18 protein-coding genes are annotated in these 20,351 nt (G+C 70.1%); 6 read left to right on the top strand and 12 right to left on the bottom strand.

The genetic code is table 11. The features are described 5' to 3' along the window. Positions 1-13: 13 nt before the first annotated feature. The 8 genes from GH747_RS15535 to GH747_RS15500 all read right to left on the bottom strand — a co-directional run bounded on the left by GH747_RS15535 (position 14) and on the right by GH747_RS15500 (position 9,878). A complete protein-coding gene (locus tag GH747_RS15535; protein ID WP_149770542.1) occupies positions 14-1,579 on the bottom strand; it encodes a Y-family DNA polymerase in 1,566 nt (521 codons plus the stop codon). Further along, positions 1,579-2,325: a hypothetical protein gene (locus GH747_RS15530; RefSeq protein ID WP_149770541.1), complete on the bottom strand. Its 747-nt coding sequence runs from the start codon at positions 2,323-2,325 to the stop codon at positions 1,579-1,581. The genes GH747_RS15535 and GH747_RS15530 overlap by 1 nt, the downstream gene beginning before the upstream one ends. A 126-nt stretch (positions 2,326-2,451) precedes the next feature. Then, positions 2,452-4,158 carry a dipeptide ABC transporter ATP-binding protein gene (locus GH747_RS15525; protein ID WP_149770540.1) on the bottom strand — a complete coding sequence of 569 codons (1,707 nt, stop codon included), beginning with the start codon at positions 4,156-4,158 and terminating at the stop codon, positions 2,452-2,454. Then, positions 4,155-5,129, bottom strand: a complete 975-nt coding sequence (locus tag GH747_RS15520) for an ABC transporter permease (RefSeq protein WP_149770539.1) — start codon at positions 5,127-5,129, stop codon at positions 4,155-4,157. The genes GH747_RS15525 and GH747_RS15520 overlap by 4 nt, the downstream gene beginning before the upstream one ends. Beyond that, positions 5,122-6,048, bottom strand: a complete 927-nt coding sequence (locus GH747_RS15515) for an ABC transporter permease (RefSeq protein ID WP_149770538.1) — start codon at positions 6,046-6,048, stop codon at positions 5,122-5,124. The genes GH747_RS15520 and GH747_RS15515 overlap by 8 nt, the downstream gene beginning before the upstream one ends. Before the next feature lie 137 nt (positions 6,049-6,185). Then, positions 6,186-7,814, bottom strand: coding sequence for a peptide ABC transporter substrate-binding protein (locus GH747_RS15510; RefSeq protein WP_149770537.1), 1,629 nt, complete (start codon positions 7,812-7,814; stop codon positions 6,186-6,188). A gap of 314 nt (positions 7,815-8,128) precedes the next feature. Further along, positions 8,129-9,085 (bottom strand): electron transfer flavoprotein subunit alpha/FixB family protein, encoded by a 957-nt coding sequence (locus GH747_RS15505; RefSeq protein ID WP_149770536.1) that lies wholly within the window; start codon positions 9,083-9,085, stop codon positions 8,129-8,131. A 13-nt stretch (positions 9,086-9,098) separates the two neighbouring features. Further along, a complete protein-coding gene (locus tag GH747_RS15500) occupies positions 9,099-9,878 on the bottom strand; it encodes an electron transfer flavoprotein subunit beta/FixA family protein (protein ID WP_149770535.1) in 780 nt (259 codons plus the stop codon). Between the two features lie 340 nt (positions 9,879-10,218). On the opposite strand from GH747_RS15500, the gene GH747_RS15495 reads away from it, so the two are divergent. From GH747_RS15495 to GH747_RS15480, 4 genes are all read left to right on the top strand, one after another. Next, on the top strand, positions 10,219-10,707 hold the full coding sequence (locus GH747_RS15495) for a DUF6069 family protein (protein ID WP_194842923.1): 489 nt from the start codon (positions 10,219-10,221) through the stop codon (positions 10,705-10,707). A gap of 44 nt (positions 10,708-10,751) precedes the next feature. Beyond that, complete coding sequence (locus tag GH747_RS15490; protein WP_228552954.1) at positions 10,752-11,495, top strand: class I SAM-dependent methyltransferase; 744 nt, start codon at positions 10,752-10,754, stop codon at positions 11,493-11,495. A gap of 100 nt (positions 11,496-11,595) precedes the next feature. Then, positions 11,596-12,210 carry a ClpP family protease gene (locus GH747_RS15485; protein ID WP_149770534.1) on the top strand — a complete coding sequence of 205 codons (615 nt, stop codon included), beginning with the start codon at positions 11,596-11,598 and terminating at the stop codon, positions 12,208-12,210. Then, entirely contained in the window at positions 12,207-12,803 is a 597-nt protein-coding gene (locus tag GH747_RS15480; protein WP_149770533.1) for a ClpP family protease, read from the top strand. The genes GH747_RS15485 and GH747_RS15480 overlap by 4 nt, the downstream gene beginning before the upstream one ends. Before the next feature lie 21 nt (positions 12,804-12,824). Here GH747_RS15480 and GH747_RS15475 read toward each other — a convergent pair whose 3' ends face one another. From GH747_RS15475 to GH747_RS15460, 4 genes are all read right to left on the bottom strand, one after another. Beyond that, positions 12,825-13,169, bottom strand: coding sequence for a helix-turn-helix domain-containing protein (locus GH747_RS15475; protein WP_149770532.1), 345 nt, complete (start codon positions 13,167-13,169; stop codon positions 12,825-12,827). A 154-nt stretch (positions 13,170-13,323) separates the two neighbouring features. After that, the gene (locus tag GH747_RS15470; RefSeq protein WP_205602977.1) at positions 13,324-14,010 is read right to left on the bottom strand and encodes an acyltransferase; all 687 of its coding nucleotides are present in this window, start codon (positions 14,008-14,010) and stop codon (positions 13,324-13,326) included. Then, on the bottom strand, positions 14,007-14,957 hold the full coding sequence (locus GH747_RS15465) for a class I SAM-dependent methyltransferase (protein ID WP_149770530.1): 951 nt from the start codon (positions 14,955-14,957) through the stop codon (positions 14,007-14,009). The genes GH747_RS15470 and GH747_RS15465 overlap by 4 nt, the downstream gene beginning before the upstream one ends. A 4-nt stretch (positions 14,958-14,961) precedes the next feature. Beyond that, complete coding sequence (locus tag GH747_RS15460; protein WP_149770529.1) at positions 14,962-15,741, bottom strand: enoyl-CoA hydratase/isomerase family protein; 780 nt, start codon at positions 15,739-15,741, stop codon at positions 14,962-14,964. A 143-nt stretch (positions 15,742-15,884) separates the two neighbouring features. Between GH747_RS15460 and glgX the strand changes: the two genes are divergently transcribed. Then, the gene (gene glgX / locus GH747_RS15455) at positions 15,885-17,876 is read left to right on the top strand and encodes a glycogen debranching protein GlgX (RefSeq protein ID WP_149770528.1); all 1,992 of its coding nucleotides are present in this window, start codon (positions 15,885-15,887) and stop codon (positions 17,874-17,876) included. 32 nt (positions 17,877-17,908) lie between these two features. Then, positions 17,909-19,828, top strand: coding sequence for an alpha-1,4-glucan--maltose-1-phosphate maltosyltransferase (locus tag GH747_RS15450; protein ID WP_149770527.1), 1,920 nt, complete (start codon positions 17,909-17,911; stop codon positions 19,826-19,828). Positions 19,829-20,351 lie beyond the last annotated feature (523 nt).

Raw genomic sequence — 20,351 nt, 5'->3', positions numbered from 1 at the left:
TCGGCTCCGCCCATCAGTCATACCTGGCTTCCACGCACCAGACGCCGTCGCTCACCCGGAGCAGCCAGGCGCTCCCGTCGACGCCGACCACCTGGAAACGCGCCGCACGCACCGCCTGCTCGGTGTCCCACCACCGCTCGTCGACCGGCCACGGACCCGCCCACGCCGCGACAGGCTGGAGCGTCTGCGCCGTATCAAGTCCCATCGACCCGAACTGCGCCGGCGCCGCCGTCACCATCCCGCGGTCGCTCACCATGACCGGCTGCCCCGACGCCCCGACCACACGCGCCGGCCGCGGCGGGTCGTACACCGTCGCCGGAGCAGGCGCCGGCAGGCCACCCGGCCACGGCGGCGCCACCGCCCGCTCTGGAACGAGCGGATCGCCCCACGGCACCAGCGTCCGACGGTCAGCAGGCCCACGACCACCCCCGACGACGGCCGACACGACGGCCTCGCGACCGAGGATGCTCTGCACCTTCGATGCCGCCCGGTGGACTCGGGCGTCCGGCCCGCTCCCCCACAGCCCTTCGGCATGGTCGCTCACCGGAGCGACGTCGGCAGGCACCAGCTTCACCCCGCTGACCGGTGCGGACACCGCAGACACGACACCACCTGCTCCTGGTCTCGCCTGCAGCTGCCAGCGGACCCGGTCGACGAGATCACCGGCATCGAACCAGCGCGGGTGCAGCCACTGCCGCTCGGTGGTCTCCCCCCGGTCGGTCTGCACCTCCACCCAGACGCTGGTGCAGACCAGCTGTCGCTCGGCGAGACCGGCGACGAACGCCTCAGCAGTCCGACGGACGCTGAACGCGACCGCCTCGGCGTCCTCCAGCGGAGGCTCGAACGTCACCTCGCGTTCGAGGTCGGACGGAGGCCGACGCGCGGCGAACGGCCGGTCATCGACACCCCTGGCCAGCCGGTGAGCCAGCGCGCCGTCCGGACCGAACCGGGTCAGGACGTCAGCCGGGCGCAGGGCAGCGAACGCGCCGAGGGTCCGCAGTCCGAGCCGTTGCAGCAGACTCACCAGCGCCGGGCGTTCGAGGACTCCCACCGGTAGGTCGGCAAGGAAGGCAGCCGACTCCCCCGGAGGCACCACCACGCTGTCCTGGACGACTGCCTGCCGCGCAGCCTGCTCCGCGGCGAACACCGCGTCGGCGATGCCGAGACGGACGTCGTCGACACCGTGCTCCACGAGGCGCTCGGCGAGCACGGCCGCGGCGTGCTGCTCACCCCCGAAGTAGCGCCCCGGCCCCGCCACGCGTACGGCGCAGGTGCCGGGCCGCAGCGGCTGCACCCCGGGCGCGATCTCCTCGATCGCCGCGACGATCGGCTCGAACGCCCGCACGTCGAGCCCTGGGTCGTAGTCGAGCGTCACCAGCTCGGGGCACCGCGCCTGCGCGTCACGCATCCGCTGCCCACGGCGTACGCCGTCGCGTCGCGCCGACGCCGAGCAGGCCCGCACCTCGCCATGCTCGAACAGGGCGACCGGCGCCCCTTGCGGGAGATCGATGCCGACGCCGCTGTGCCGGACGGCTCGGACCGGCCAGTCGGGGCACCACACCACGAGCGTGCGTGCCATCAGCTCGCCACCCTGACCAGATCGAGGGCGGGGACAGTCTCCGCCGGGAAGGCCGGAGCGAGCGTGTCCGACGAAGCGACCGGAGCGAGCGTGTCCGACGAAGCGACCGGAGCGAGCGTGTCCGACGGAGCGGCCGGCTCGACGCCCGCGTCCAGCCAGAGGCGGGTGCGGTGCGGACGCCCCCACCGGCCGGTCGCGGTGACGGTGATCTGGCGCCGCCCCAGGTGCCCGTGCCCCGCTCCCAGTCCTGTCCAGGAGCTCTCGGTGACCTCGAGGCGCCCCGCAGGACGCGGCCACGCCCCGGCGTCCGGAGTCAGGGCAAGCAGGGTGGTCGCATGCTGGCGGAGCCGAGCCACGATCCGCTGTGCCTCGACGTCACGGACGCTCGCCGGCGGGCGTACGACGATCACGTCCGTGACGTCCGCAAGGGTGCTGACCACGTGCGGCCAGTGCTCGCCGGGTGCAGGGACCAGGATCGTACGGTCGAGCGCGACGCCGAACGCCTCCGCTGCCTCCGCCCCGATCTCGGGCACGCCCACCACCGCGCACCAGGCGCCCTTCGAGGAGGGTCCAGCCGCCACGGCCAGGGCCAGCGCGAGGGATCCGTTGACTTCGTACGCGGCGCCGCGCAGCAGCCCGCCGGGCACCACCTGTGCCAGTGCAGGCAGCGCGGGGAGGTGGTCCCGCACCTGGGTGGGACCCTCCATCGCGCGTACTTGAGCGGCCAGCTGGTCGAGAAGCGTCACTCCTCCATGTTCGAACACATGTTCGAAGCAGTCAACTCGAGGTCAGCCCGTGAGACGGAGGCGCCCCAGCCCTCGACCCGGAGGAAACCGGGTGACGACTGGGGCGCCCAGAGGCAGTCGCTCCGCTCAGGCGGTCGTGAGCAGATCCCGTCCTGGGATCGCGTCGAGCAGCCTGCGCGTGTAGCTCTCGCCCGGGTTGTCGAACACCTCGTTGACGCTCGCAGCCTCCACGACCTTGCCGTTCTGCATCACGAGGACGTCGTCGGCGATCTGGCGGACCACCGCGAGGTCGTGCGTGATGAACAGGTAGCTCAGACCCATCTCGGCCTGAAGGTCGTTGAGCAGCTCCAGGATCTGAGCCTGGACCAGCACGTCGAGCGCGGACACGGCCTCGTCGAGGACCACGACCTCCGGCTCGAGCGCCAGAGCACGCGCGATCGCGACACGCTGACGCTGACCACCGGACAGCTCGTTGGGGTAGCGGCGCATCAAGGAGGTCGGCAGCGACACCTTGTCGAGCAGGTCGCGAACCTTGGCCTCGCGCTCCTTCGCCGAACCGATCTTGTGCGTCTCGAGCGGCTCCTCGATGGACTTGTAGATCGAGTACATCGGGTCGAGCGAGGCGTACGGGTTCTGGAACACCGGCTGCATCTGCCGACGCAGCGCCATCTGGCGCTTCCCCTTCAGCTGCGCGGTGTCGTACCCGTCGAACAGGACCGTGCCGGCCGTCGGCTTGAGGAGCCCGAGAACCATCCGCGCAACCGTCGACTTGCCCGAGCCGGACTCGCCCACGATGGCTGTCGTGGTGCCGCGACGCAGCGAGAAGCTGACGTCGTCGACAGCGCGGAGCTCGGTCTTCCGCCACGGCCGGTCGCCCGGCAGCATGAAGACCTTCGTCAGGCCGTCGACGACGATGATCTCGTTCTCGCCCTTGCCGACGACACCCTCTGCGGTGGCGATCTCGGCCGCGATCTCGCCTGCGGTCTGCACCGCCTGCTGACGGACCTCTTCGCGCGCCTTGACCGACGAGAGCCGCTGGGACGCGATCGACGGGGCCGACGAGACGAGCCGCCTCGTGTACGGGTGCTCGGGGTTCTTGAGGATCTCGAGCGCCGGACCCGACTCCACGATCGAGCCTCGGTACATCACGACGATGTGGTCGGCACGCTCGGCAGCGAGGCCGAGGTCGTGCGTGATGAGCAGGACCGCCGTGCCGAGCTCGTCGGTGAGCCCGTCGAGGTGGTCGAGGATCTGCTTCTGCACCGTCACGTCGAGCGCCGAGGTGGGCTCGTCGGCGATGAGGAGCTTCGGACGCGCCGCCAGACCCATCGCGATGAGGGCACGCTGCCGCATACCGCCGGAGAACTCGTGCGGGTACTGGCGTGCACGGCGCTCGACATCGCCGAGACCGGCCTCCTCGAGGAGGGCGAGCACCCGACGGTCGGCATCGCTGCCCTTGGCGATGTCGTTGGCGACCAGTGCTTCCTTGATCTGGTCCCCGACCCGCCAGAGCGGGTTCAGGTTGGTCATCGGGTCCTGCGGGACCAGGCCGATCTGGTCACCGCGCAGGGCTTGGAAGCCCTTCTTGCTCGAGTGCGCGATGTCCTTGCCGTCGAAGATGATCTCGCCGCCGACGATCTTGCCGGTGCCGGGGAGCAGGCCGATGATCGCGTGCGCGGTCGTCGACTTGCCTGACCCCGACTCGCCGACGATGGCAACGGTCTGACCCGGGTAGACGGTCAGGTTCGCGCCGCGCACGGCGGGGATGGCCTTCTTGTCGGAGTAGAAGGAGACGTCGAGGTCACGGACCTCGAGGAGGGGCTGCAGGCTCATCGCTTCCTCGCCTTCGGGTCCAGGGCATCGCGGACGGAGTCACCGAGCAGGATGAAGCTGAGCACGGTGAGGACGAGCGCGGTGACCGGGACGAACATCACGTTGAGCGAGGTGCCCGAACGAACGAGCTCCTGCGCCGAGCTGATGTCGTTGCCCCAGGAGACGACCGAGAACGGCAGCCCCAGTCCGAGGAACGAGAGCGTCGCCTCGGCGACGATGAAGATACCGAGCGAGACCGTCGACGTCACGATCACCGGCGAGATCGCGTTCGGGACGATGTGGCGCCACAGGTTGCGCTGGTTGCTCGCACCGATCGCTCGCGCCGCGTCGACGAACTCGTAGTTCTTCACCTCGAGGACCGACCCGCGCATGATGCGGGTGATCTGCGGCCAGCCGAAGAGTCCCAGCGCCGCGACGACCGCGAGCACGCCGCCCCAGAAGCCACGGTCGGGGAACCAGTTGTTGACGGCCGAGAGGCAGACGATCGCGGCCAGCAGCAGCGGGATAGCGAAGAAGATGTCGCTGACACGGGAGATGAACGTGTCGGACAGACCCCCCTTGAAGCCCGCGAGGGCGCCGGTGAGACCGCCGAGGAGCGCCACGACCAGCGTCGTCAGCACGCCGACGGCGACCGAGGCTCGCGCTCCGTAGAGCGTCCGAGCCCAGACGTCGCACCCTTGCTTGTCGAAGCCGAACGGGTGGCCGGCCTCGGCGGGGCCCAGGCTGTTGCTGAGCTCGCAGAAGCGCGGGTCGGCGTTGGTGAACAGGCCGGGCGCGATGATGATGATCGTGAGGATCGTGAGCAGCACGGAGGACACCCAGAACATCGGGTTCTTGCGGAGCTGCTTCCACGCCTCTTTCCACTGGCTGGCCGGCGCCTCGTCCACCTGGACGGAGTCGACCGCCGCGAGCGGCGTCTCGTCGATCGGGGCGACGTAGCGCTCCTGCCCCGGGAGCGTGGGCTTAGGCATAACGGATCCTTGGGTCGAGCCAGGCGTACAGCAGGTCGACGATCAGCGAGGTGAGCACGTAGACGAGCACCATGATCGTCACCACCGAGACGATGGTCGGCGTCTCGCCGCGCTTGATCGCGTTGAACGCGAGGTTGCCGATCCCCGGGATGTTGAAGATGCCCTCCGTCACGATCGCGCCCGCCATGAGGGCACCGAGATCGGCGCCGAGGAAGGTCACGGTCGGGATGAGCGAGTTGCGCAGCACGTGCCGTCGCACGACCACGCCTTCGGACAGGCCCTTGGCGCGCGCCGTCCGGACGTGGTCCGCGGTGAGGTTGCCCGCGACCGAGGTCCGTGTCAGCCGCACGATGTAGGCGAAGGACACCAGGGCGAGGACGATCGCTGGTAGCAACAGGTTGTAGAAGGAGGTGTTGCCGCCCACCGTCGGGGGGAACCACCCCAGCTTCACACCGAAGATCAGCTGCATGACGAAGCCGAAGACGAAGATCGGGACCGCGATCACGAGCAGCGACGTGACGAGCATCGTCGAGTCGAAGAGCTTGCCCTTGCGGAGGCCGGCGATCGTGCCGGCGACGATGCCGAGGACGGCCTCGATCACGAGGGCCATGAGAGCGAGCTTGATGGTCACCGGGAACGCCTCGGCCACCAGGTCGCTCACGTCGCGACCGGTGAACGACTGGCCGAAGTCCAAGGTGATCGCGCCCTTGAGGAAGAGCAACCACTGGAGGAGGAACGGCTGGTCGAAGTTGTACTGGGCCCGGACCTGTTCGATGACGGAGTCGGAGACGGGCTTGTCGCCGAAGATCGCACGAATCGGGTCACCCGGACGAAGGAAGACGAGCGCGTAGATGAGCAGCGTCGACCCGAGGATGACGGGGATCGTCTGCAAGATGCGCCGCGCGGCATACCACCACATCAGTGGCCTCCTACGGGATGGTTAAAAGGTATCAGGCCTCGGGCACCGGTCGGGTGCCGTTGACCCGCGCAGGGCCACGCGGGGGCAGCGCCGTGACGGCGCTGACCCCGCGTGCCCTGCATGCGGTGGTGTGCGACCTACTTGGTGATGTTCTGGTAGATCGGCACGCCCTGCCAGTTGAACTTGACGTTCTCGACGCCCGTTGCAGCGGCGCCCGTCCCGTCGGTGTACCACATCGGCAGACCCGGCATGTCCTCCATGAGGATCGCCTGCGCGTCGACGAAGTCCTGGTAACGGTCCTCGTCGGACGTCGCGCCCGCAGCCTTGGTCAGCGCGGCGTCGAACTCCGGGTTGGAGTAGTTGCCGTCGTTCGAAGCCGCTCCGGTGCCGTAGATCGGGCCGAGGTAGTTCGAGATCGACGGGTAGTCCGGCTGCCAGCCGGCGCGGAACAGCGCACCGGTCTTGTTGTTGTCACGGTCGTCGAGGAACTCGTCGAACGTGGCGTAGTACTTCGGCTCGGCGTCGATGCCCAGGGTGTTCTTGATCTGGTTCGACATCGCGTCGACGGAGGCCTTGTTGCCGGCACCGTCGGTGTTCGTCGCGATCAGGAGCTTCTTGTCGCCCCACGGCTCGATGGCCTCGGCCTCGGCCCAGAGCTTCTTGGCCTCGTCGGCGTTGAACTCGAGGACCTCGTTGCCCGGGATCTCGTCGGTCCAGCCCGGCATCGGCGGCGCGCTGAAGTCGCTCGCCGGGGTGCGGGTGCCGAAGAACAGCTTCTCGGTCAGCTCTTCGCGGTTGAGGGCCATCGAGACGGCCTTGCGACGCAGAGCGCCGGCCTCACCGGTGAAGCCCGGCAGGTCGCTCGGGAACTGGAACGCACCGAGGACGGAGCCCGGAGCGGTGATCGCCTGGACCGAGTCGTCGTCCTGGAAGGTCTGCAGCGCGCTGTCCGGGACGGTGTCCAGGACGTCGAGGTTGCCGGCCTGAACATCGGTGTAAGCCGCGTCGGTGTCGGTGTAGACCACGAAGGTCACGCCGCCGTTCTGGGGCTTGCGAGCGCCGTCATACTCCCCGTTCGGGACGAGGCGCAGCTCCTTGTTGTGCTCCCACGCGTCGAGCTTGTACGGGCCGTTGCCGACCGGGGCCTCACCGTAGGCCTTCATGTCGGCGTAGGCCGACTCCGGCAGCGGGTAGTAGGCCGAGTAGCCGAGGCGCAGCGGGAAGTCCGACTCGGGCTGGTTCAGCTCGATGGTGAAGGTCTTGTCGTCGACGACCTTCAGACCCTCCATCGTCTTGACGGTCGGGTTCTCCTCCTGGACAGCCTCGTAACCCTTGATCGGGTAGTAGAAGTACGAGGCGTTCTGCGCGTTCGTGCTCAGCGCGCCGTAGTTCCACGCGTCGACGAAGGACTTCGCCGTGACCGGCGTGCCGTCGCTGAACGTCCAGTCCTTGAGCTTGACGGTCCAGGTCAGGTTGTCGTCGGACGTGATCGACTCCGCGACCTCGAGCTCCTGCGACCCATCGTCCTTGTAGGTGATGAGACCCGCGTAGAGCAGATCGATGACGTTGCCGCCGCCGACCTCGTTGGTGGCCTGCGGAACCAGCGGGTTCTGAGGCTCGGTGGTACGAGCGGTGATGACGGCATCGGTCGAGGAGCTCGACTCGTTGTCATCATCTCCCCCGCCGCCGCCGCACGCGGACAGTGTCAGTCCGATCGCGGCGAGCAGCGCCACGCCTCCAAGGCGAGTACGCCGGGAGAGTCGCATGGGAATCCTCCTGATTGTGTTGGGAACTCGCAGAAATACTTCCGCGGACCCATGGTTGCTCGGGATCATCGACCAGAACAGGGAAGGGCGCAGACACTTACCGAAGTGTTACAACCACGAGGCCCTGTGATCGTGACAGAGTTCTATCAGACCGTCTCAAACCGGACACCACGCGGGGGCGGGCGGCATCCCGGAGGTCCGGGAATCCCGGCAGGAACGCCGAACCGCCACGCCCCCCTCGCGGGAGACGTGGCGGCTTTGCGCCGCAGGGAGGCCCGTGAGGGCCGTACGGCGTCGAGCAGGCTGCAGACAGATCAGCCCTTGCGCTTGTTGACCTCGTCGGTCGCCTGCGGGAGGACCTCCTTGAGGTCACCGACGACGCCGAAGTCGACCAGCTCGAAGATGGGCGCCTCCTCGTCCTTGTTGACGGCGACGATCGTCTTGGAGGTCTGCATGCCGGCGCGGTGCTGGATCGCCCCGGAGATGCCGTTGGCGACGTACAGCTGCGGCGAGACCGTCTTGCCGGTCTGGCCGACCTGGAAGCTGTGCGGGTACCAGCCGGAGTCGACCGCGGCGCGCGAGGCGCCCACGGCCGCACCGAGCGAGTCGGCGAACGCCTCGACCTGCGAGAAGTCGCCACCGGTGCCACGGCCACCCGAGACCACGATCGCTGCCTCGGTCAGCTCCGGACGACCCGTGGCCGCACGCGGCTTGGAGTCGGTGATCTTCGCCGTCTTGGCGGCGTCGGAGATCGTGACCGAGACCGGCTCGAGGGCACCGGCGGCCGGCGACTCCTCGGGAGCGGCGGAGTTCGGCTTGACCGCGACGATCGGAGTGCCCTTGGTGACAGTCGCCTCGACGGTGAAGTTGCCGGCGAAGACGGACTGCGTGGTCTCCACGCCGTCGCCACCCGCACGCACGTCGACCGCGTCGGTGATCAGACCGGACTCGGTCTTGATCGCGAGACGGCCGGCGATCTCCTTGCCCTCGGCAGAGGACGAGATCAGCACCGCGCCGGGCTGCTTGCTGGAGACGAGCTCGGCGAGCGCCTCGGCCTTGGGGGCGACGAGGTACTCGGTGAGCTCGGGGGCGTCGAGGACATAGACCTTCTCCGCGCCGAACTTGGCGAGGTAGGCCTGCGCCGAGTCGGCGCCGGAGCCGATGAACACGGCCGACGGGGTGCCGAGACGACGGGCGAGCGTCAGGAGCTCACCGGTGGTCTTGCGGACGGTGCCGTCGACGTGGTCGACGAGAACGAAAATCTCACTCATCAGTCGTTGCTCCTCAGACGAACTTCTTCGACGCGAGGAACTCGGCGAGCTTGGTGCCGCCGTCTCCCTCGTCGGTGACGATCTCGCCGGCGCTGCGCGGCGGGCGCGGCGCGAACGAGAGGACCTTGGTCCAGGCTGCGCCGAGACCGACCTCGGACGCATCGATGCCGAGGTCGGACAGGGTGAGGTCCTCCACCGGCTTCTTCTTGGCCGCCATGATGCCCTTGAAGGACGGGTAGCGCGGCTCGCCGGACTGGTCGGTCACCGACACGACCGCAGGCGCGGTGGCGGTGATGGTCTCGGTGGCGACGTCGCCGTCACGGCGCACGGTCACGGTGGAGCCGTCGACGGTGATCTCCGAGCCGTAGGTCACGGCCGGAAGGCCGAGGCGCTCGGCGACCATGGTCGGGACGACGCCCATGGTGCCGTCGGTCGAGCTCATGCCGAAGAACACGAGGTCGTACTCGAGGGTGCCCAGGGCCTTGGCGAGGATGAGCGACGTCGCGACGGCGTCGGAGCCGGCGATGTCGTCGTCCTCGACGTGGACGCCCTTGTCGGCACCCATCTGGAGGGCCTTGCGGACGGCGTCGGCAGCGTCGGCCGGGCCGACCGTCAGCACGGTCACCTCGCCATCGCCGTCCTCGGCGGCCAGCAGGGCCTGCTCGACGGCGTACTCGTCGAGCTCGGAGAGCAGTCCGTCGACGCCTTCACGGTCAACGGTGCTGTCCGACGAGTCAAAGGACCGGTCCGCCGTAGCGTCCGGTACGTACTTCACACAGACGACGATGTTCATGGCCTTCTCGGGCCCTCCTGTGGAATCGACTTCCGTACACGGCGCTCGCACGGGACGCGCGTCGCGGCAGCCGAGGGCGGCTGCGAGTGTGCCGGGACCGTGGACGATCCCGCTACCGCCACGTTACCGACAGGTAACCTCGCTGACGAGATCGCGACGGGTGGCGTGGGTCACACGGCTTCGCCGTCACACTCCCTGAGGGTAGGGCACGCTCCGAGACGCCCTTCCGCCTGGTCCGTTCTACGGACAACCGGTCATACCGGACGAGCCAGCCGCGGCGACCCCCACCGGGGGCCCTGGCGCGGTAGCGTGACGGGCACCCGGCATGCCAGGAGGCGTGATGTCGTACCAGCAACCCCCGATGGGCCAGCCCGACCCTGTACCCGAGTCCAACACCCCCAGCGGACTGTCGGTCAACGCCGGCAGGCTCTGGGCAGGCGGTGTCGCGACCGCCGTCGTGGCAGGTCTTGCCGCCGTCGTCGGCCTCCTCGTCTGCCGGGGTGTCTTCGACATCGCCGTCCTCGTGCCGTCCGGCGGCGGCAGGTGGGACGTCGCCTCGACGATCCCGTACGCCGCCCTGGCGTTCGGCGCCGCCCTCCTCGCCACGGCGCTGATGCACCTGCTGCTGCTGACGACCCCGCGGCCGCGGCTCTTCTTCGGCTGGATCATGACGCTCGTGACCGTCATCGTCGGCGTCCTGCCGTTCACCATCGACGCCGAGCTCGAGGAGCAGGTCGCGAGCGCCGCCGTCGGAGTCCTGATCGTCATCGTGATCGCGTCCCTCGTCTCCGGCACCGCCGACCGCGCGGTCCGCGACCCCGGCGCTTGACCCCTGGCTCGTGATCCCTTGCTCGTGGACCTACGCTTCGGGGCGTGAGCAGCGACGAGGGCAGCACGCCGCCGCAGATGATCATCACCGGCGAGCGGACGGTGCCGGGCATCTGGCACGAGAACTACTGGTTCCGTCGCCACGAGGTCGTGTACGAGTCCCTTCGTGACGTAGTGCGTGGACGAGCGGTGCTCGAGGCGGGCTGCGGCGAGGGCTACGGGGCCGACCTGCTTCAGCAGGACGCGGCGTCGCTGGTCGCGCTGGACTACGACGCGTACGCCACCGGCCACGTCCGTACGGCGTACCCCGACGTCCGCGTGGTGCGCGGCAACCTCGTCGCCCTGCCGTACGCCGACGCGTCGTTCGACGTCGTCGTGAGCCTGCAGACGATCGAGCACCTGTGGAACCAGGACGCCTTCGTCGCCGAGTGCGCCCGCGTGCTGCGGCCAGGCGGCACGCTCGTGATCAGCACGCCCAACACGCTGACGTTCCCGCCGGGGAACATCTACCACCCCAAGGAGCTCGAGCCCGAACAGCTGCGCGACCTCGTCGCCGCGCACGCGACGGTCACGACGCTGGCCGGTCTGCACCACGGCGCACGGCTCGCGGACTGGGAGGTGGAGCACGGCTCGCTGGTCGACGCGCAGATCGCCGGCCCGTACGAGCTCTGGCCGACGACCGTCGCCGACGTCGTCCGCTCGGTGTCGACCGACGACTTCGACGTGCGCGAGGGGGAAGCCGCCGACCTGGCAGAGTCCCTCGACCTGGTGGTGACGGCGCGGGTCTGACCCCGCGCCACGCCGCTGCTGTCAGCGGATCAACCAGGGGCAGATCCGCCCCGGGCTGATCCACTGGATCGCGCAGCCTTCACGGACGCACGGTGGAGGCATGGCACACGACAACGCACCACCGCTCTTCGACACCATCAGCCGGCAGCAGCTGCTCGGGCGACGGATCCTCGTCCTCGACGGCGTCCTCGACGACGACAACGGCACCCTCCTCGCCACCCAGCTCCTCTCGCTCGCTGCCGACGACCCGGCCGCCGACGTCGCCCTCTGGATCCACTCCCCCGGCGGCTCGGTCCCGGCGATGCTCGCGCTGCGCGACGTCCTACGACTCGTCCCGTGCGACGTCTCGACGCTCGCGCTCGGCATCGCGTGCAGCGCGGGCCAGTTCCTGCTCTCGGCGGGGACACCGGGCAAACGGTTCGCGCTGCCTCACTCGCGGATCCTCATGCACCAGGGCTCCGCGGGCATCGGCGGCACGGCCGTCGAGATCGAGGTCCAGGCCGACGACCTCCGCCACACCCGCGACACGGTTCTCGCTCTGATCGCCGACGACACCGGGCAACCGGTCGAGCGGATCTTCGAGGACTCGCTGCACGACCGCTGGTACACCGCCGCGGAGGCGAAGGCGTACGGGTTCGTCGACCACGTGGTCGACACCTTCGACCAGGTGATGCCGAACCGGCGTCGCACGGTCGGGATCGGAGGCGCGCGATGAGCAGCACCTACGCGATCCCGAACGTCATCGCGAACCACCCGCGCGGCGAGCGGATCATGGACGTCTACTCGCACCTGCTCACCGAGCGCATCGTCTATCTCGGCACCGCCATCGACGCCGGCGTCGCCAACGCGCTCATCGCCCAGCTGCTGCACCTCGAGGCGGACAACCCGGACGCCGAGATCAACCTGTACGTGAACTGCGAGGGCGGCGACGAGACGGCGATGCTGGCCGTGTACGACACGATGCAGCACGTCCGCTCGCCCATCGCCACGTTCTGCGTCGGTCAGGCGATCGCGGCCGGCGCCGTTCTCGTCGCGGGTGGCGAGCCCGGCCGGCGCGCGGCGCTCCCGCACGCCCGCTTCGTGCTGCACCAGCCGGCGGTGCGCGGACAGGGCGCCGTCCCGGACCTCATCCTCCAGGCCGACGAGGTGGTCCGGGTGCGCAACGAGATGGAAGCGATCCTTTCCGCGCACACCGGCCAGGCCGTCGCAACACTGCGGCACGACACCGACCGCGACCGGGTCTTCTCCGCGGAGGCGGCGCGGGCGTACGGACTCGTCGACGCGGTGATGGCGCCGTCGCAGCAGTGACGCGTCGTCAGGAGGGAGCGGTCAGATGGCTCGCGCGAGCGCCTGCGGACCCCGCGGGACGGACGTCGAAGCCGTACGGCGGAGGTCGCCGCTGACATGCTCCGTGAGGTCGAGCAGCGTGAGGCCGAGGGCGCCCGACACGGCGGCGAGGATCTCGCTCGACGGCTCCTTGCGTCCGCGCTCGACCTCCGAGAGGTACTGCGGAGAGATGCCCGCGGCGGCCGCGGTGTCGACGAGGCGCTTGCCGCTCGCGAGGCGCGCGGCCCGCAGGCGTCGACCGACGACCTCCCGCCACAGGGGCTCCGGCTCGGTCGCGCGCGGGGCCGGCGCGGCCGGGCGGGGGCCGAGGCGTACGACGTCTCCCATGGCCCGAGGCTACGACGGCCGGGCGGTCGCGCGACAGCGTCTTCGCTGAGGGCAGAACGGGCCTCGATACACCGTCCGCCAGCGCTCCGGGCTACTTGTCCTGAGTAGCGCGAGGAACGAGCGCATATCGAAGGGCTCGACCAGCGAAAGTGGGTCAGCTCTCCCTGCGCGCCTCCGCCTGCTCGCCCGCGACCTCGGCGGTGTAGCGCTGGAGCTCCACCCAGTCCTCCAGGTCGTCGCGACGGCTCTTGACCACGCGGCCGGGCAGCCCGGCGACGATCGCGAAGTCGGGATACTCGCCGCGGGCCACGGTGTGGGCGGCGAGGACGACGCCACGTCCGGTCCGCGTCCCGCGGAGGACGGTCGCCTTCACGCCGATCCACGAGTGAGGGCCGATACGGACCGGCGAGACCACCAGCCCCTGGTCCTTGATCGGCTTCGCCAGGTCGAGCGTCACGTGGTCGAAGTCGCAGATGTAGGTCCAGTCCGACACGATCGTCGCCGCACCGATCTCGATGTCGAGGTGCGCGTTGACGGTGTTGTCGGACCCCATGACGACCTTGTCACCGAGCCGCAGCGTGCCGTTGTGGGCGCGCAGCGCCGTACGGTCGCCCAGGTGCACGAACCTGCCCAGGACCACCCGGCCGTACGGCGGCTTCGTCTCGATCACGACGCCGCGGCCGAGGAATACGAAGCCCTCCGTGACGACGTCCGGGTGGCGGCGCTTGAACCGCCAGAACCGCCAGTAGCGGACGACGTGGTACCAGGTCCAGGCCCGATGGCGGCGCACCCACCGCAGCGAGTCCAGCGTCAGGAACCGCGCCTGGCGGGGTGCGGTCACGGCTTGGTCGCCGCCACCGAGACGTTGTAGTAGAGACCCTTGGGCACCACCGGGCTCAGCGCCTTGTCGAGCGCGGACAGCCGCAGCCACGACTTGTACGCGAACATGCGCCAGCGCAGCCCCAGCTTCTCCTCGGGAACCGCCGCCTCGAACGTCCGGACCGGCCAGCCGAACCAGGACGCCGTCAGCTCCTCGGTCGCCGTACGGACGTTCACGCCGCCGGCGCGCAGCACGAGACGCTCGAGCGCCGAAGGCTCGAATGTGTGCAGGTCGACGACCGCCTCGAGCGCAGCCGCCCGTGACGACTCGTCGAGCTCCTCGGCCGGTCGCGACCACTCGCGCAGCGGACCGAGCTTCGTCGCGTTGGTGGTCGCCCACCAGGTCAGGCGCGACAGGCGACGTGCCACGAAGTCACCGCGCGCGGTCGGCTCGCCGCAGATGACGATGCGGCCGCCGGGACGCAGCACGCGCAGCATCTCGCGGAACGCCTTCTCGACGTCGGGGATGTGGTGGATCACCGCGTGGCCGATGACGAGGTCGAACGACTCGTCGGGGAACGGCAGCTCCTCCGCGTCCGCAGCCTGCCCGTCGAGCGCGAAGCCGAGACCGTCGGCGTTGCGCTTGGCGACCTCGACCATCCCCGGCGAGATGTCGGTGACCGTGCCCTTGTCGATCACGCCGGCGAGCATCAGGTTGAGCGTGAAGAAGCCGGTGCCGGCGCCGATCTCGAGGCTGCGACCGTACGGCCAGCCGCTCTCGCCTGCGACGGCGACGAACCGGTCGCGGGCGTAGGAGATGCAGCGCTCGTCGAACGAGATCGACCACTTCTCGTCGTACGTCTGGGCTTCCCAGTCGTGGTACAGGACCTGTGCGAGCTTGGTGTCGTGCCAGGCGGCCTCGACCTGGTCCGCAGACGCGTGCGGGTTGGGGGCGGCGTCGGTGGTCATGGTGCTACTTCCCCTCGAAGGTGGCCTTGCCAGGCCCGTTCTCGATGAACGACCGCATGCCGGCCTTCTGGTCCTCGGTCGCGAACAGCGCCGAGAACACGTGACGCTCGATCTCGAGCCCGGTCGCGAGGTCGACCTCGAGGCCACGGTCGGTGGCCTCCTTGATGCCGCGCAGCGCGAGGGAGGCGGCGCCGACGAACTGCCGTGCCCACGCGAGCGCCTCGTCGTACACCGACTCCGCCGGGAAGAGCCGGTCGACGAGGCCGATCTCGAGCGCCTCGGCGGCGTCGACCATGCGGCCGGTGAACATGATGTCCTTCGCCTTGGCCGGGCCGACGAGGCGCGGGAGGCGCTGCGTGCCGCCGGCGCCCGGGATGATGCCGAGGAGGACCTCGGGCTGCCCGAGCTTGGCGTTGTCGGCCGCGAAGCGGAGGTCGGTGCACATCGCGAGCTCGCAACCGCCGCCGAGGGCGTACCCGGTGATCGCCGAGACCGTCGGCTTCGGGATCGCGGCGACGGCGTTGAACGCGGTCTGGAGCGCCTGGCCACGGACGTTCATCTCGCGATAGGTGAGGTCGGACATCTCCTTGATGTCCGCGCCGGCGGCGAAGACGCGCTCTCCGCCGTACACGACGACGGCGGCCACGTCGGCACGCTCAGTCGCCTCCGCGGCGCACTCGGCGAGCTCGGTCTGGAGCTGCAGGCCGATCGCGTTCATCTTCGGACGGTCCAGACGGATCGTCCCGACGCCGTCGGCTACCTCGAGCCTGACGAACTCACCCATGAGTGCTGCCTTCCTTCGGGCGTGAAGCCTCGGTCTGTGCGGGCGTCGTGACAGTCGTGCTGTCGACGTACGCGTGGTCCGAGGGTAGCGAACGCCACACACCGCAGGCTTGGCACGTCGGCCCGGTGCCCCATGATGGAGGGATGGTCGAGACCTGGGCGTACGAGCGCCACCCCAGCGCACCGGGCACCCCGTACCCCCTCGGGTCGCAACCCGTCGTGTCCGGCACCAACTTCGCCGTCCACGCGCCCCGTGCCCGGCGGGTGCGACTGGTGCTTCCCGGCGTCGGGACGTACGAGCTCGAGTCCCGGACCGGCTCGATCTGGCACGTGGAGGTCCGCGGGATCGGCCCGGGCCAGGAGTATGCGCTCGAGGTCGACGGGGTGCGGGTGCTCGACCCGTACGCGAAGCACGTCGTCGGCGGACTCGAGGGCAACACGTCCCGGCTGCGCTCGTACGTCGCCGACCCGGCGTTCGACTGGTCCGGGGACGAGCCACCACGGACGCCGTGGGACCGCACGGTCGTGTACGAGGCGCACGTGCGCGGCCTGACGATGCAGCACCCGGACGTCCCCGAGGAGATCCGCGGCACGTACGCCGGGCTGGCGCACCCCGCCGTCCTCGACCGCCTCGCCGACCTCGGGGTGACCGCGGTCGAGCTGCTGCCCGTGCACCACTTCGTCACCGAGCCGACGGTCGCCGACCGCGGCCTCGTCAACTACTGGGGCTACAACAGCGTCGCCTACCTCGCCCCGCACGCCCCGTACGCGGCGACCGACGACCCGGTCAGCGAGTTCAAGGAGATGGTGCGCGCCCTGCACGCGCGGGGCCTCGAGGTGATCCTCGACGTCGTCTACAACCACACCGCCGAGGGTGGCGAGGGCGGCCCGCGGATCCACCTGCGGGCGCTGGACGACACCGGCTACTACCGGCACGCCCAGGGGCACTACTTCGACGTCACCGGCTGCGGCAACACGCTGCGCGCCGACTCGGCCCCGGCGTCCGCGCTGATCATCGAGTCGCTGCGCTACTGGGTGCGCGAGATGCACGTCGACGGGTTCCGCTTCGACCTGACGTCCGCGCTCGCACGCACCGGGCGCGGCCGCGTCGACGTCGCGCGGTCGGTGATCGAGACGATCAGCCGTGACCCCGTGCTGCGAGGCGTCAAGCTGATCGCCGAGCCGTGGGACGCGAGCATGGACGGCTACCTCGTCGGCGGCTACCCGCAGGGCTGGAGCGAGTGGAACGACACGTTCCGCGACGACGTGCGCGACTTCTGGCGCGGCCACGGTGGCGGCGTCGCCGGCATCGCGATGCGGCTGGCGGGCTCGTCGGCGACGTTCGAGCCGAGCGGACGCCCCCCGCAGGCGTCGGTGAACTTCGTCACCGCTCACGACGGGTTCACGCTGCGCGACCTCGTCTCGTACGACGACAAGCACAACGAAGCCAATGGTGAGGACAACCGCGACGGACATTCCGGCAACCGCTCCTGGAACTGCGGCGTCGAGGGCGAGACCGACGACGTCGACGTGCTGGGGCTGCGCCGACGCCAGGCCGCCAACCTCGTCGCGACGACGCTGCTCGCCGCCGGCGTGCCGATGCTCAGGGCCGGCGACGAGCTCGGCCAGACGCAGCACGGCAACAACAACGCGTACTGCCACGACTCGCCTCTCACCTGGCTGCCTCCGATCGCCGAGGTCGGCTGGGAGCACCTCCGCGAGGTCGTCGCGCGGGCGACGGCGCTGCGGGCCGAGCATCCCGTGCTGCGGCCGACGCGGTTCTACACCGGCGCAGTGTCCGCGGAGAACGGCCGCGAAGACCTCCGCTGGCTGCACCCCGACGGGCGTCCGTGGGCCGACGGCGACTGGCACGACGACGGGCTGCGCACGATCGGCATGGCGCTCGACGGAGCCTCGCTCGACGGGTTGGCGGCGGGCGAGGGCGCCTCGTGCGCGGTCGTGCTCCTCAACTCAGGCGACGAGCCGGTCGACTGGATGCTGCCGGACGGCCCGTGGCCGTGGAAGTACGCCGTCGCGCTCGACACAGCCGACCTCGGGCACGACGGGGCGTACGACTCCGGCGCGTCGGTGCGGGTCGCCGCGCACAGCCTCGTCGTGCTGCTGGAGGCGTCCTGAGGCACGGCGCCCGTTCGGATAGCGTGGCGCGCATGCTGCGTATCCCGGTGATGGACGTGTGCCCAGTCGTCGAGCACGGTGCGTACGCCGCCAAGGCTGCGGTGGGCGAGCCGTTCCCGATCCGGGCGCGCATCTTCCGCGAAGGGCACGACGCGCTCGGCGCGGGAGTCGTCCTGACCGGTCCCGACCGGCGCGAGCGTGCCTGGATCCCGCTCCCCCACCTGGACAACGACCACCACGAGGTGTGGGTCACCCTCGACGCGGTCGGGGCATGGTCGTACCGCATCGAGACGTGGTCCGACCCGTTCGGCACCTGGCTGCACGACGCTCCGGTCAAGGTCGCCGCCGACGTCGACACCGAGCTGATGCCGATCGAGGGCGCCCTGCTGCTCGAGCGTGCAGCGACCGCCCTCCCCCGTGGTCGCACGGCCGAGCGCACGACGCTGCGCGCCGCCGCCAAGGCATTGCGCGACCGGCGCGTCGACGCGGCCGCACGGCTCGATGCCGCGACGGCGCCCGACGTGCTCGAGATCATGAGCCGCTACCCGGTGCGCGACCTGCTCGAGAGCACCCAGGCGTACCCCGTCTTCGCCGACCGCGAGCGGGCGCTGAGCGGCGCCTGGTACGAGCTGTTCCCCCGCTCGTACGGCGGGCTGCGCGGCGCGATCGACCAGCTCGACCGGGTCGCGGCGATGGGGTTCGACGTCGTCTACCTGCCGCCGATCCACCCGATCGGACGGGTGAACCGCAAGGGCCGCAACAACTCGCTGCACCCCGAGCCGGGCGACCCCGGGTCCCCGTGGGCGATCGGCGCCGCCGAGGGCGGGCACGACGCGATCCACCCCGAGCTCGGCACGGACGACGACCTCGCCGCGTTCGTGGCCGCGACCCGCGACCGGGGCATGGAGGTCGCGCTGGACCTCGCACTCCAGTGCGCCCCGGACCACCCGTGGGTCGCTGCCCACCCCGAGTGGTTCACGACCCGCGCCGACGGCACGATCGCGTACGCCGAGAACCCACCCAAGAAGTACCAGGACATCTATCCGCTGAACTTCGACAACGACCCCGAGGGCCTGTACGCGGAGGTGCTGCGCGTCGTCCGGCACTGGATGGACCGCGGGATCCGGATCTTCCGCGTCGACAACCCGCACACGAAGCCCGTGCCCTTCTGGGAGCGGTTGCTCGCCGAGGTGCGCCGGACCGACCCGGACGTCCTGTTCCTCGCCGAGGCGTTCACGCGCCCCGCGATGATGCGCGCGCTCGGCACCGTCGGGTTCCACCAGTCCTACACGTACTTCACCTGGCGCGAGACCAAGGACGAGCTCTCCTCGTACCTGGAGGAGGTGTCCGGCCGCAAGGCGCACGTGATGCGGTCCGCGTTCTGGGTGAACACACCCGACATCCTCCCGACGCACCTGCAGGCCGGGGATCCTGCGATGTTCCGGCTGCGCGCCGTGCTCGCCGCCACCGGCACGCCGACCTGGGGCATGTACTCCGGGTTCGAGATCCTCGAGCACACACCGCTGCGCCCTGGCAGCGAGGAGTACCTCGACTCCGAGAAATACGAGGTGCGGCACCGCGACTTCGACGTCGAGCACTCGATCGCCCCGTTCATCGCACGGCTCAACGAGATCCGTCGCGAGCACCCCGCCCTCCAGCAGCTGCACCGGCTGCGCGTCCACGAGAACGACGCCGACCAGGTGCTCTGCTACTCGCGGCGACACCTGACCGAACACCGGGACGACGCCGTGATCGTCGTCGCGAACCTCGAGCCGCACGTCGCGCACGAGACGACCGTGCACCTCGACCTGCCGGCGCTCGGGATCGGCTGGGGCGAACGCTTCGCCGTACGCGACGAGCTCACAGGGCAGGTGTTCGACTGGGGCGAGGACAACTACGTGCGACTCGGCGGCGATGCTGAAGTCGCGCACGTGCTGACCGTGCTGCGCTAGCCTCCTCCGCTGGTCGAGGCCGGAGCGCCAGCCCCGCCCCCTCCGCTGGTCGAGGCCGAAGCGCTAGCGTCGCCCCCACCGCTGGTCGAGGCCGAAGCGCCAACCACGCCCCCACCGCTGGTCGAGGCCGAAGCGCCAACCCCGCCCCCTTCGCTGGTCGAGGCCGGAGCGCTAGCGGAGGATCGAGACCCGGTCTCGATCGCTCCGCGCCTCGACCACCGAACCCCGCGACTCAGCCCCCGCCCCCACCGCTGGTCGAGGCCGAAGCGCCAACCACGCCCCCACCGCTGGTCGAGGCCGAAGCGCCAACCCCGCCCCCACCGCTGGTCGAGGCCGAAGCGCTAGCGGAGGATCGAGACCCGGTCTCGATCGCTCCGCGCCTCGACCACCGAACCCCGCGACTCAGCCCACGCCCCCACCGCTGGTCGAGGCCGAAGCGCCAGCGAAGGATCGAGACCCGGTCTCGATCCCTCCGCGCCTCGACCACCGAACCCGCGACTCAGCCCACGCCCCCACCGCCGGT

Origin of the sequence: Mumia xiangluensis, assembly GCF_010994095.1 — a bacterium.
GTDB classification, from domain to species: Bacteria; Actinomycetota; Actinomycetes; order Propionibacteriales; family Nocardioidaceae; genus Mumia; species Mumia xiangluensis.
Note: the sequence above shows the minus strand (reverse complement) of the source record. Positions and strands in the feature narration are given on the sequence as shown.

Bases quoted from the DNA above. Each gene is read 5' to 3' on its own strand.
- GH747_RS15475 (WP_149770532.1), bottom strand. From the start codon at position 13,169: ATGGGAGACGTCGTACGCCTCGGCCCCCGCCCGGCCGCGCCGGCCCCG.
- GH747_RS15480 (WP_149770533.1), top strand. From the start codon at position 12,207: ATGAGCAGCACCTACGCGATCCCGAACGTCATCGCGAACCACCCGCGC.
- GH747_RS15495 (WP_194842923.1), top strand. From the start codon at position 10,219: ATGTCGTACCAGCAACCCCCGATGGGCCAGCCCGACCCTGTACCCGAG.
- GH747_RS15525 (WP_149770540.1), bottom strand. From the start codon at position 4,158: ATGAGCCTGCAGCCCCTCCTCGAGGTCCGTGACCTCGACGTCTCCTTC.
- GH747_RS15500 (WP_149770535.1), bottom strand. From the start codon at position 9,878: ATGAACATCGTCGTCTGTGTGAAGTACGTACCGGACGCTACGGCGGAC.
- GH747_RS15520 (WP_149770539.1), bottom strand. From the start codon at position 5,129: ATGCCTAAGCCCACGCTCCCGGGGCAGGAGCGCTACGTCGCCCCGATC.
- GH747_RS15535 (WP_149770542.1), bottom strand. From the start codon at position 1,579: ATGGCACGCACGCTCGTGGTGTGGTGCCCCGACTGGCCGGTCCGAGCC.
- GH747_RS15505 (WP_149770536.1), bottom strand. From the start codon at position 9,085: ATGAGTGAGATTTTCGTTCTCGTCGACCACGTCGACGGCACCGTCCGC.
- GH747_RS15485 (WP_149770534.1), top strand. From the start codon at position 11,596: ATGGCACACGACAACGCACCACCGCTCTTCGACACCATCAGCCGGCAG.
- GH747_RS15510 (WP_149770537.1), bottom strand. From the start codon at position 7,814: ATGCGACTCTCCCGGCGTACTCGCCTTGGAGGCGTGGCGCTGCTCGCC.
- GH747_RS15515 (WP_149770538.1), bottom strand. From the start codon at position 6,048: ATGTGGTGGTATGCCGCGCGGCGCATCTTGCAGACGATCCCCGTCATC.
- glgX (WP_149770528.1), top strand. From the start codon at position 15,885: ATGGTCGAGACCTGGGCGTACGAGCGCCACCCCAGCGCACCGGGCACC.
- GH747_RS15460 (WP_149770529.1), bottom strand. From the start codon at position 15,741: ATGGGTGAGTTCGTCAGGCTCGAGGTAGCCGACGGCGTCGGGACGATC.
- GH747_RS15465 (WP_149770530.1), bottom strand. From the start codon at position 14,957: ATGACCACCGACGCCGCCCCCAACCCGCACGCGTCTGCGGACCAGGTC.
- GH747_RS15450 (WP_149770527.1), top strand. From the start codon at position 17,909: ATGCTGCGTATCCCGGTGATGGACGTGTGCCCAGTCGTCGAGCACGGT.